Annotated in this window: 16 protein-coding genes; 10 read left to right on the forward strand and 6 right to left on the reverse strand. The window is 69.5% G+C overall.

All coding sequences use genetic code 11. The features are described from left to right. From rpsP to trmD, 3 genes are all read left to right on the forward strand, one after another. The coding region (rpsP, locus tag ACE3TU_RS13785) for a 30S ribosomal protein S16 (RefSeq protein WP_374625113.1) at positions 1-353 on the forward strand (353 nt) is incomplete at its 5' end. Between the two features lie 3 nt (positions 354-356). Continuing rightward, positions 357-902: a ribosome maturation factor RimM gene (rimM, locus tag ACE3TU_RS13790; protein WP_374625115.1), complete on the forward strand. Its 546-nt coding sequence runs from the start codon at positions 357-359 to the stop codon at positions 900-902. Then, positions 899-1,582 carry a tRNA (guanosine(37)-N1)-methyltransferase TrmD gene (trmD, locus tag ACE3TU_RS13795; RefSeq protein ID WP_374625117.1) on the forward strand — a complete coding sequence of 228 codons (684 nt, stop codon included), beginning with the start codon at positions 899-901 and terminating at the stop codon, positions 1,580-1,582. Before rimM ends, trmD begins: the two co-directional genes overlap by 4 nt. A gap of 123 nt (positions 1,583-1,705) precedes the next feature. Here the strand turns inward: trmD and ACE3TU_RS13800 are convergent, their stop codons facing one another. The 5 genes from ACE3TU_RS13800 to ACE3TU_RS13820 are packed head-to-tail and all read right to left on the reverse strand — an operon-like array spanning position 1,706 to position 5,853. After that, the gene (locus ACE3TU_RS13800) at positions 1,706-2,302 is read right to left on the reverse strand and encodes an SCO family protein (protein ID WP_374625119.1); all 597 of its coding nucleotides are present in this window, start codon (positions 2,300-2,302) and stop codon (positions 1,706-1,708) included. An 8-nt stretch (positions 2,303-2,310) separates the two neighbouring features. Next, positions 2,311-3,243, reverse strand: coding sequence for a copper uptake system-associated protein (locus tag ACE3TU_RS13805; protein ID WP_374625121.1), 933 nt, complete (start codon positions 3,241-3,243; stop codon positions 2,311-2,313). 40 nt (positions 3,244-3,283) lie between these two features. After that, positions 3,284-4,867, reverse strand: a complete 1,584-nt coding sequence (locus ACE3TU_RS13810; RefSeq protein WP_374625123.1) for a copper resistance CopC/CopD family protein — start codon at positions 4,865-4,867, stop codon at positions 3,284-3,286. Between the two features lie 41 nt (positions 4,868-4,908). Continuing rightward, positions 4,909-5,439 carry a YcnI family protein gene (locus tag ACE3TU_RS13815; RefSeq protein ID WP_374625125.1) on the reverse strand — a complete coding sequence of 177 codons (531 nt, stop codon included), beginning with the start codon at positions 5,437-5,439 and terminating at the stop codon, positions 4,909-4,911. 60 nt (positions 5,440-5,499) lie between these two features. Further along, positions 5,500-5,853: a hypothetical protein gene (locus tag ACE3TU_RS13820; protein WP_374625127.1), complete on the reverse strand. Its 354-nt coding sequence runs from the start codon at positions 5,851-5,853 to the stop codon at positions 5,500-5,502. Between the two features lie 341 nt (positions 5,854-6,194). Between ACE3TU_RS13820 and rplS the strand changes: the two genes are divergently transcribed. From rplS to ACE3TU_RS13835, 3 genes are all read left to right on the forward strand, one after another. Next, entirely contained in the window at positions 6,195-6,722 is a 528-nt protein-coding gene (gene rplS / locus ACE3TU_RS13825) for a 50S ribosomal protein L19 (protein WP_374625129.1), read from the forward strand. 132 nt (positions 6,723-6,854) lie between these two features. Beyond that, the gene (locus tag ACE3TU_RS13830; protein WP_374625131.1) at positions 6,855-7,460 is read left to right on the forward strand and encodes a hypothetical protein; all 606 of its coding nucleotides are present in this window, start codon (positions 6,855-6,857) and stop codon (positions 7,458-7,460) included. A 166-nt stretch (positions 7,461-7,626) separates the two neighbouring features. Continuing rightward, positions 7,627-7,854, forward strand: coding sequence for a hypothetical protein (locus ACE3TU_RS13835; protein ID WP_374625133.1), 228 nt, complete (start codon positions 7,627-7,629; stop codon positions 7,852-7,854). 12 nt (positions 7,855-7,866) lie between these two features. Here ACE3TU_RS13835 and ACE3TU_RS13840 read toward each other — a convergent pair whose 3' ends face one another. Then, positions 7,867-8,445, reverse strand: coding sequence for an NUDIX domain-containing protein (locus ACE3TU_RS13840; RefSeq protein ID WP_374625135.1), 579 nt, complete (start codon positions 8,443-8,445; stop codon positions 7,867-7,869). A 155-nt stretch (positions 8,446-8,600) separates the two neighbouring features. Between ACE3TU_RS13840 and ACE3TU_RS13845 the strand changes: the two genes are divergently transcribed. The 4 genes from ACE3TU_RS13845 to sdhA form a co-directional block, all read left to right on the forward strand. Then, positions 8,601-8,834 carry a hypothetical protein gene (locus tag ACE3TU_RS13845; protein ID WP_374625137.1) on the forward strand — a complete coding sequence of 78 codons (234 nt, stop codon included), beginning with the start codon at positions 8,601-8,603 and terminating at the stop codon, positions 8,832-8,834. A gap of 113 nt (positions 8,835-8,947) precedes the next feature. Next, the gene (sdhC, locus tag ACE3TU_RS13850) at positions 8,948-9,334 is read left to right on the forward strand and encodes a succinate dehydrogenase, cytochrome b556 subunit (RefSeq protein ID WP_374625139.1); all 387 of its coding nucleotides are present in this window, start codon (positions 8,948-8,950) and stop codon (positions 9,332-9,334) included. Continuing rightward, complete coding sequence (gene sdhD, locus ACE3TU_RS13855) at positions 9,331-9,720, forward strand: succinate dehydrogenase, hydrophobic membrane anchor protein (protein ID WP_374625141.1); 390 nt, start codon at positions 9,331-9,333, stop codon at positions 9,718-9,720. The genes sdhC and sdhD overlap by 4 nt, the downstream gene beginning before the upstream one ends. A gap of 5 nt (positions 9,721-9,725) precedes the next feature. Continuing rightward, on the forward strand, positions 9,726-11,003 hold a 1,278-nt coding region (gene sdhA / locus ACE3TU_RS13860; RefSeq protein ID WP_374625143.1), incomplete at its 3' end, for a succinate dehydrogenase flavoprotein subunit.

Consider the following 11,003-nt stretch of genomic DNA (forward strand, 5'->3'; position numbering starts at 1 on the left):
CCGGCACCAAGAAGCGCCCCTACTACCATGTCGTCGTCTCGGACGCCCGTTCGCCGCGCGACGGCCGCTTCATCGAGAAGATCGGCACCTATGATCCGATGCTCGCCGACAAGGAGCAGCGCGTCTCACTGGTGGCCGAGCGCGTCTCGCACTGGCTCAGCGTCGGGGCGCAGCCGACCGATCGCGTCGCCCGCTTCTTCGATGCCGCCGGCCTGATGAAGCGCGCCCCGCGCAGCAATCCGGAACGTGCCGTGCCGGGCAAGAAGGCCACCGAACGCGCCGCCGAGAAGGCCAAGAAGGCCGCCGACGCCGAGGCCGCCCGGAACGCACCGGCCGACGCCGCGGCCGAGTAAGCCGTGGACCCGGCGGTCGACGGCGACAAGCTGATCCTCGTCGGCCGGATCGGCGCGGCGCACGGGATCAGGGGCGAGGTGCGCATCCAGTCCTTCACCGAGGACCCGATGGCACTCGCCGCCTATGGCCCGCTCTCGACCAACCGGCCGGGGCTGACCGTCACCGTGCTGGCGGCGCGCACCAACACCAACGTGCTGGTGGCGCGGCTCGCCGGGGTTTCCGATCGCACCGCCGCCGAGCGGCTCAATGGCGTCGAGCTCTACGTCGCCCGCTCGGTGCTGCCGCCGCCCGACGACGAGGACGACTTCTACCACACCGACCTGATCGGGCTGCGCGCCCGGCTCCCCGACGGCACCGAGATCGGCGAGGTGCTGGCGGTGCCCAATTTCGGCGCGGGGGACCTGATCGAGGTGCGCGACCGGGAGACCGGCGATACTTTCCTCTATCCGTTCAGCCGCGCCGTCGTGCCCGAGATCCGGATCGCCGAGGGGTACCTGACGATCGTCCCGCCGATCGAGGCCGAACCCGGCGAAGAAGAACCGGATTGAGCTTTTCGGCCCACATCATCACGCTGTTCCCGGAGCTGTTTCCGGGCCCGCTGGGCGCCTCGGTGCTCGGCAGGGGCCTCGCCGAGGGGCGGTGGCGGCTCGAGACCACGCAGTTGCGCGATTTCGCCACCGACCGCCACCGAACGGTCGACGACACGCCCTCGGGCGGCGGCGCCGGCCTGGTGCTGAAGCCCGACATCCTCGCCCGCGCCATCGATGCCGTGTCGCCGCCCGGCGATCCGCGGCCGCGCCTGCTGATGAGCCCGCGCGGACTGCCGCTGACCCAGGCGCGGGCGCGCGAGCTGGCTGCCGGGCCGGGTGCCGTGATCGTCTGCGGGCGCTTCGAGGGCGTCGACCAGCGGGTGATCGAGGCGCGCGGACTCGAGGAGGTCTCGATCGGCGACTATGTGCTGGCCGGCGGCGAGGTGGCGGCCATGGTGCTGCTCGAAGCGGTGGTGCGGCTCATTCCCGGCGTGCTCGGGGCGGCCGAGAGCCAAGCCGAGGAGAGCTTCGAGCACGGGCTGCTGGAGTACCCCCAGTACACGCGGCCGCAGCAGTTCGAAGGGCTCGAGATTCCGGCCGTGCTGACCTCGGGCGACCATGGCAGGGTCGCCAAGTGGCGGCGGGAGCAGGCGGAGGCCCTGACGCGGGCGCGCCGGCCGGATCTGCTGGCCCGCTGAGGCGTGCCGGTCGGGTGAGGAGGCACACGGTCCTTCAGGGGGCATCGTGGCGGCGCAAAGCCGAGCCTCCTCACCCTATCCCCCTTGTCCAGAGGGGGAATCCGGCACGTCGCTGGTGCTCGCCTAACCCTTGGCGAGCAACTTCCTGATCTTGTCGACGGCGGTCGAGACATTCTCGCCATAGGCGATGGTGCCCTCGAAGCCGCCCTGCTTGTTGAGCAGGAACACCGAGGCGGTGTGATTGATGGTGTAGTCGTCCCCGGCGCCCGGAACCTTCTCGGCGACGATTCCCCAGGCGCGGACGATCTTGTCCACCTCCTCGGGCGTGCCGGTGATCCCGGTGATCCGGTCCGAGACCCAGGCGACGTAGTCCCCCAGCACCTCAGGCGTGTCGCGCGTCGGATCGACCGAGACGAAATAGGCCCGGAGGTCGCCGGCCTCGGCGCCGAGCGCCTCGAACCAGGCCGCCATCTCGGCCATGGTCGTGGGGCATACGTCGGGGCAGTGGGTGTAGCCGAAGAACAGCATCGAGGGATGTCCGTTGAACATCGTCTGGTCGACGGGGTTGCCGCGCTGGTCGAGCAGGGCATAGCTGCCCCCGCCGATCCCGCCCGGCGACTTGGGCGGCGCCACGACGAACAGCACCGTGGCACCGATGGCGGCAATCGCCACCAGGGCCCACAGGATCAGGCGGAAACGGCGAAGGGCAGCAGGGGTCATCTCGAACCTCAGATCAGCGACTCATCGATCATCATAACGCCATCGAAGGCGTCGAACTGCTTGACCAGTTCCGGCGCCACCGAGGCCTCGGCGGACGAGAGACCGGCGGCGAGTTCATGCGCGACGTCGTGCGGCACGCCGATCTTGGCCAGCTCCATGGCATCCTTGAGTCCCGCCCCCGAGCACAGGTGAATGGCCCAGCCCGAGGCGGTCTTCCTGAGCAGGGCGCGGCCACCGGTGCCGGCCTGGGCCCAGTCGCTGATCGCATACTCGCCGACGACGACGACCGGGCCCATGGTGAGCGGATTGTCGGGCTTGTCGAACATCGCCTTCTGCATGGCGGCGATGGCATCGAGATCGCTCATGCCGTTCATGTCCATGCCGGCGCCGTTGCCGTGGGCGTGTGCGGCATGGGCGTCATGGCCCGAGGCGTCGCCATGCATGGAATGGTCGGGCGCCTTGGCGGCGAAGGCCTGGACATCGAGCAGCACCTCGACGGTACCGGCCTTCTCGAAGGTGAGCGTCACCGGGACCTGGGTGCCCTCGACGAGCGGCTCCTTGAGTTCCATGAACATCAGGTGCAGCCCGCCGGGCTCGAGCGTCACGGTCTGGCCGGCCGGCACCGGGATGCCGTTGGGCAGCTCGGCCATCTTCATGACGTCGCCGTCCATCTTCATCTCGTGCAGCTGCATGACGCCGGCCACCGGCGAGGCGGCGGCGATCAGGCGATCGTCGGTGGCGCCCTTGTTGGTGAGCGTCAGGAAGCCGCCGCCGACCGGGGCGTTGGGCAGCGTGGCGCGGCTGAAGGCCCCGGCGATGACGATGTCGCCGATGGTGACGTCGGCCGCGACGGCGGCGCCGCCGAGGATCGGGGCGCCGGCCAGGCCGCCGCCGATGAGGGTCAGCGCCACGAGGGCGGCCCGGATACTGTGTCTGTTCATTTCAGTCTTCCTTTCTCGGCCGGGATTCCGGCCCGTCTGGTCAGGGGTTGAGGTCAACTTGGCCCGTCAGCTTGACGAGCGTGAAACTGTCGATGCGCAGGTCGAGTTCGACGGTCCAGGTGCCACCTGCCGGCAGCAGCAGCGGCGCCTCCCAGAAGCCGTCGGCGGCCGGCTCGGCGCTGCGCTTCAGCCGCTCGATGCCGAGCGCAGGGTTGGACAGCGACAGCGCGACGGACCTGGGTGAAATGGCGGCGAAGCCGGCATCGGTGAGCCAGATGCGCAGCAGCGTCGCTCCGGCCCGTCCCGGCGTGAAGGTAAGGTCGGCCATGGCGGCCTCGCCGTGCAGGTGCAGGCGGGCCGGCTGCGCGGCGATCTCGGCCACGACCCGCGGCGGCGGGGTGAAGCGCCAGCCGGCGACGATGCCGAAGATGGCGAGAACGAGCAGCAGTTCGGCGACGATGCTGCGGCGCAGTCGGCGACGAGCCGGATCGGTTCCGGCGAGCACCGGACCGGTCAGCACCGCGCGGTTCCACAGCGCCAGCCCGAACAGACCGGCGAGGAGGACCAGCTTGGCGCCCAGCAGCACGCCATAGGCCGAGAGCCAGGCCGCCCCGGGCGGTCCCATCTGCAGTGCCGCAAGGGCAATGCCGCTGACAATGATCGGCGCGATGGCCAGCGGGATCAACCTCGAGAAGCGCTCGAGCTCGACCGTGCCGGCGGTGCGCAGCAGCCAGCCCAGCGGCACCAGAGCCCCGATCCAGAACAGCAGCCCGGCGATGTGGAGGAAGACCGCCGGCCGGCTCAGCCATGCCGGCGCCGCCGTGCCGGCATGGCCGCTCTGCACCGGGGCGAGGGCCGCGGCCGTCCAGGCCAGCAGGACGAGGGCGGCGTGCCGCCGACCGGGCCCGAGGCGGGCCGCGGCCAGCGTGGCGGCAAAGCCGACCAGGGCGGCGATGACGGTGGCGCCGTAGCTGGTCGAGAGCGCCGTGCTCCACGGCGCCGCCGACAGCAGGCGTCCGAAGCCGACCCCGAGCGCATCGAGCCCCTGCAGACCCAGCGCCAGCGGAGCCAGCAGCAGTCCGGCGAGCGAGAGCCATTGCGACAACCGGCGGAGCGGTCCCGGCAAGGGCGCGACGACGAGGCCGAACACGGCGGCGCCGACGCCGAGGAAGAGGGCGGCGTACAGGCCCGCCCGGATGGTCCAGATGGCCGTCGCCAGCAGGATATCGGGCCCCGCGGCAACCACCGGGCGCGTGCCGGGCTCGCCGATCGAAAACACCAGAGATCCGGCGACCGGGTGGCCGTCGGCGGACACGACGCGCCAGCTGAGCAGGTGCGTGCCGCGCGCCAGACCGTCGGGAAGCGCCTGCGTCACCTGCTGGTCCGTGGCAGAAGCGCCATCGAGGTCGTGCCGCTCGCCGGCGGGCGTCACCAGGGTGAAGACGAGCGGCGTCACCGGCTCGGTGAAGCTCAGGGTCAGCGCCTCGGGCGCGGCGGCGAGGACGCTGCCATCGGCCGGATCCGAGGAGACGAGGCCGGCATGCGCCAGCGCTCCCGACAGCAGCAGGAGGCTCGCCGCGAGGGCCAGCAGCAGGTTGATCGCAATGGTGCGGACCGCACGCATGGGCGCAGGGGTGGGGGCGCCCGAAGGCGCCCCTCGTGGCGTCAGTGGTGGTGCTCGCCGGCCTTGATCAGCTTGACGCCAGGCGCCGGGCCTTCCGGCTCGGGCTGGCCCTCGACCGGGATCTCGATCCAGTTGACCTCGCCATTGGCGCACAGCTGCACCGTCGGGAAGTAGAGCATCGTGTCGGCCTCGAGCGAGCCGGCAATGGTGCCGCGGAAGACGAATTCATCGTAGAACTCGTCCGGCAGGTTGCCGCCAGACCAGGTGATCTCGGTCACCCCTTCGGTGACCTTGGCGCCATGGTTCTCGTAGGTGTTCTTGTAGGCTCCCTTGACGGTGGTCAGCTCCCAGCCGGCCTTGGGCATCGGCTTGACGGAGAAGAACCCCTCGGGGACCTGGACGCGGACGGTATGGGTAGCCTGGCCGTCGCAGCCATGCGGCACGCGCAGCACGGCCTTGTAGGTCGAGCCGAGCGCGGCCTCGCCGACCTCGAAAGTGGCGTGGGCGAAGGCGGGGGCGGCGGAAAGCAGCAGGCCGGCGGCCACGGCCGCACGAATAACGGAACGGATCATCTCGATCTCCAGGAAGTACATTGTGTCTGAAACCGCCGGAAGGCCGGCGGCGCGGCAGGATCAGACCAGTACTGGAGGGGCTCGAGGTCGCGCCGAGAGCTGAGCGAGGCGATCGGCCGTCGCAACGACGGCGCCGAACCAGGGCGCGGGAGTGGTGGCGACCGGCGCCGCGATCGCCGCGCAGGGCGGCGGGGGCAGCGCGGTGCCGAGCACGCGGCAGGCATGGCAGGGCGCGTGCGCGGTGTCGGTGCCGAGGGGATCGTCGCCGCAATAGCTGAAGTCGACCGTCGCTGTCAGCACATCCCGGTCACCGGCGAAATCCGGCGCCGGCGCATGCACGAAGCTCAGGAATATCAGCGCCAGCACGCCCAGGGCGCGCAGGATATCGATGCTGATGAGCCGCGCGTAGCGCACCGGCCGGCCTCCCCGAGATGCGATGCTGATCTAGCGCATTCGAAACGGGTTCGTCATGCGGCAAATGCGCAAGACGCAGCTTGATCTGGCGCAAGCCGGATGGCAGCACGGCGCGTCGCGCCGATTCCGTCGCGCGGCGGCGACCATCGTCCCGAGGACGGGCGGGAGCGCCTCGACGCCGCGGCGCCACTGGACTCGCGGGACGTCTTGCTCTATAGCCGCGCACGCCGGAGCCATGGGCCCGGCCAATACGCGCAAAAAATCCGTGCAACCAAGACCGGGCGGTCGGCCGCGATGGCCGGCGAAACGCTCCTCAGAAAAGATCAGATAACGGAACGACAATGTCCAAGATTATCGCCGAACTCGAAAAAGAGCAGTTCGACAAGCTCGCCGCCGCCGCCAAGCATCCGGAATTCACCCATGGCGATACCGTCAAGGTGTGGGTCAAGATCCGCGAAGGCGACAAGGAACGCCTGCAGGCCTATGAGGGCGTGGTGATCGCGCGCTCCGGCAGCGGCGTGATGGAGAGCTTCACCGTCCGCAAGATCTCCTACGGCGAAGGCGTCGAGCGCGTGTTCCCCGTGCTCAGCCCCAATATCGACCACATCGAGGTGGTCAAGCGCGGCAAGGTGCGTCGCGCCAAGCTGTATTACCTGCGCGACCGTCGCGGCAAGGCCGCCCGAATCTTCGAGAACCAGGGCGCCCGCACCAAGAAGATCGAGGCTGGCGAGCGTGAGGCCGCGCAGGAAGCCAAGAACGCCCGCGAGGCCGAGAAGATCGCCGCTGCCGAGGCCCTGGCCAAGGAGCTTGCCGAGAAGGAGGCCGCCGAGGCCGCCGCGGCAGCCGCGGCCGAGAGCAAGGCCGAGTAGGCCCTGCGCCGCCACAGTTCGGGCGGCTCTCGATGCACAGTGCAAGGCCCGGCCGCAGAGCCGGGCCTTTTGATTCGCGGGCATCGGTGCGGACGGGTCGCCGGGCCGGACCGGCTGGGTTGGGACATGCGCATGGCTGCCAAGGATGCCGAAACACGAGCGGAGATCGCGGCCGAGCTGAGGGCCGAGGCGCGGCTGCTGCTGGTCGAGACCGGGCTGCTGGCGTTCTTCACCGAGCGCTTCGGCCAGGCGGTGGTGACCGGCAGCGCCGGCTACGACCTGATGGTGTGGCGGGATCTCGACATCCACATGCCGTGCGAGGGCGAACGCTGGGGTGAGTGGGCGCGCCTCGGCGCCGAGATCGCCGAACTGCTGGCGGGCCGCGGGCTGATGCTGCACAAGGCGCAGTACCTCAACGACTATGTCGAGCCGCATCCGCTCGGTGCCGGGCTCTACTGGGGTCTCGAGTTCAAGGATTTCGCCGACAACCCCTGGAGGTGCGATGTCTGGGGCTGGGAGCCGTTCGACTTCGCCGTGCGCCAGGCGCGCGACGCCAATCTGCGCGCCGACCTCTCCGGCTGCGATCGCGACCTGATCCTGCGGCTGAAGCACGAGGCGCGGGCCCGCGACGGCTATCACGGCGCGGTGGTGACGAGCTTCGACATCTACCAGTTCGCCGTGGCCGGCGCGGGAGAGACGCTCGAGGAACTCGAGGCGTGGAAGGGCATCGGCACCTAGACCCGCGAGGGGCCCTCGCCGGCCTTTCCCCTCCCGCGTCGGCGGGCCCGGGCGAGGGCATCGGCTAAACGCAGGCTGAACGAGGGGTTCAAGGGCGGTTCGGAGAGGGCAGGCTAAGGTCGGTGTCAATAGCGGGGGGTGGCCCCCGCAACCGACAGGTGCCCCGATGACCCGCACATCCGCCATTGCCCTCGCCAGCGCCCTCGTGCTGCTCGGCTCGCTCGCCGCCAGCGCCAACCAGCCGGAGGACGTCAAGCTCTCCGACCTCGATGCCGGGTCGGTGCTGACGGTGCTGCTGATGGACCCCTATGCGGCCACCGAATGGACCGTCGTGCTGCCCGAGGGCTTCGCAACACTCGACGTCGACGCCGACCCGTTCGCGCAGGTCCTCTGACGGCGCCTCGCGCTAGCCGAGCAGTCCGCTCAGGCGCAGGTGCTGCAGCAGGATGATGGTCTTGGCATCGGCGATCTCGCCCGAGGCGAGCATCGCCATGGCCGCGTCGAACCCGAGCTCCAGCACCTCGATGTCCTCCCCCTCATGCGCGAGCCCGCCGCCGGCGGAAACGCGCGAGGACGAATCACAGGCGGCGATGAACAGGTGCAGCTTCTCGGTGACCGAGCCGGGCGACATGTAGCAGGTGGCAACCTGGACCACGTCGTGGACGCGGAAGCCCGATTCCTCCTCGGCCTCTTTCTTCGCACAGGCGAGCGGATCGTCACCATCGAGCTTGCCGGCGCAGACCTCGATCAGCGCGCCATCGTCGCCATGGGCCCAGACCGGAAAACGGAACTGGCGGGTGAGGATGACGGTGCGGCGGGCCGGATCGTAGAGCAGGATGGCGGCGCCGTCGCCGCGGTCATAGGTCTCGCGCACCTGGCGCTGCCAGCTGCCGTCGCCACGCCGGTACTCGAGCGTGGTCTTCTTCACCGTGCCCCAGTTCTCCGACAGCACGTCTTCGGCAAGGATCCGGACGCGATCGCGCATCGCCTGCACCTCTCCAGTGGACCTGCGGGGAACAGAGCATGCGTTGCTGAATCGAAGATGAACGGCGGATTCACGCCCGGGCCAGCCGGACTGGCCTACACATCCCCTCAAGCAGCGGAAACCCGGAACGGGTCGCCCGCACCAGGGACAGCAAGATGGATCGTATCGCCGCCGCACTGATGATCGCGATTGCCGCCCTCATCATCAATGGCGGTCTCGTCAGGGACGTACTGGCCGAGGATCTCGGCCGGATCCCGATGGGCTCGTCCGTCGCCGCGTCCGACATCCCGGTGGCATCGGGCCTCCGCAGCGAACGGGTGCTGAGTCTGCTCATCGCACTCGAGGCGCTGCGGGCCGCCCCGGACGTGCTCAATCGGTCGAAAGGCTAATCGTCAGCATAAGTACAGCCTTTGACCTCGGCGGAAACCGCCGCTAGAAGTCTCGCACCATTCCGAACTGACCGCCCGGGCGCAGGACGCGCGGGCGAGGCGCGAGACGACTCATGGCTCCCCGTTCGCGGCCGCTATCGCCGCATCTGTCGATCTACCGATTCACCCTCACCATGACGATGTCGATCGTTCACCGGGCGACGGGCATGGCGCTCTATGGCGGCATGCTGCTGCTGGTGCTGTGGCTCGTCGCCGCCGCCGTCGGCGGGGCCCTGTTCGAGGGCGTCAACTGGCTGTTCGGCACGTGGCTGGGCCAGCTGGTGCTGTTCGGCTTCACCTGGGTTCTGTTCCACCACATGCTGGGCGGCATCCGGCACTTCGTCTGGGACCTGGCGAAGGCGATGGATCCGGCCGGGCGCGAGCTGGCGGTGCGCCTGCAGCTGGGCGCCTCGGTGCTCCTCACCCTCGCCGCCTGGTCGATCTTCGTGTGGTTCAAATGAGCAGCAAGCCGACCCGCGCCGAAATCCAGAACCCGTCGACCCACTACGGGGCGAGCCGGGCCTCCACTCGCCACTTCGCCACGCAGCGCGTCACCGGCGCGCTCAACGTGGTGTTCACGCTGTTCCTCGTGTGGCTGGTGGTGAGCCTTGCCGGTGCCGACACGGCCGGCAAGCTCGCCCTGGTCCGCCACCCGGTGGTTGCGCTCGGGCTGGCCCTGCTCGTCGTCAGTGTCGCGATCCACATGCGCAACGGCATGCGCGACGTGATCGAGGACTATTTCGACAAGGGCGAGCACAGCCTCGCCATGCTCCTCAACAATCTGTTTGTCGGCATCGTCGTCCTCGGCGCGCTGGGCGCGCTCGCCAAGATCGTCTTCTGGGGTTAGTCCACATGGCCGCTTACGAGCTCATCGACCACGAATTCGACGTGGTCATCGTCGGGGCCGGCGGCGCGGGCCTGCGCGCCACGCTCGGCATGGCCGAGCAGGGGCTCAATACCGCCTGCATCACCAAGGTGTTCCCGACCCGCAGCCATACCGTCGCGGCGCAGGGCGGCATTGCCGCCTCGCTCTCCAACATGGGCCCGGATTCGTGGCAGTGGCACATGTACGACACCGTCAAGGGGTCGGACTGGCTGGGCGACAACGACGCCATGGAGTACCTGGCGCGCGAGGCGCCGGCGGCGATCTACGAGCTCGAGCACTACGGCGTGCCGTTCAGCCGCACCGAGACGGGCAAGATCTACCAGCGGCCGTTCGGCGGCCACATGACCGAGTTCGGCGACGGCCCGCCGGTGCAGCGCACCTGCGCGGCGGCCGATCGCACCGGCCATGCGATCCTGCACACGCTCTACGGCCAGTCGGTGCGCAACAACGCGCAGTTCTTCATCGAGTATTTCGCGCTCGACCTGATCATGGGGCCGGACGGCGCGTGCCAGGGTGTGATCGCCTGGAAGCTCGACGACGGCACGCTGCACCGGTTCCGGGCCAAGCTGGTGGTGCTGGCGACCGGCGGCTACGGCCGGGCGTATTTCTCGGCTACCAGCGCCCATACCTGCACCGGGGACGGCAACGGCATGGTGGCGCGCGCCGGGCTGCCGCTGCAGGACATGGAGTTCGTGCAGTTCCACCCGACCGGCATCTACGGCGCCGGCTGCCTCATCACCGAGGGCGCCCGCGGCGAGGGGGGCTACCTGGTCAATTCCGAGGGCGAACGCTTCATGGAGCGCTATGCGCCCAATGCCAAGGACCTCGCCTCGCGCGACGTGGTTTCGCGCTGCATGACCATCGAGATCCGCGAAGGCCGTGGCGTCGGCAAGAGCAAGGACCACATCTTCCTGCACCTCGATCACCTCGATCCCAAGGTGCTGCACGAGCGACTGCCGGGCATCTCGGAGAGCGCCAAGATCTTTGCCGGCGTCGACCTGACGCGCGAGCCGATCCCGGTGCTGCCGACCGTCCACTACAACATGGGCGGCATCCCGGCGAACTACCACGGCGAGGTGCTCAACCCCACTGCCGACGATCCCGACCGCGTCGTTCTCGGCCTGATGGCAGCAGGCGAGGCCGCCTGTGCCTCGGTGCACGGCGCCAACCGGCTGGGCTCCAATTCGCTGACCGACCTCGTGGTGTTCGGCCGGGCGGCGGCCCTGCGCGCCGCCAAGGTGGTG

The organism is Devosia sp., assembly GCF_041917035.1.
Lineage (GTDB): Bacteria > Pseudomonadota > Alphaproteobacteria > Rhizobiales > Devosiaceae > Devosia_A.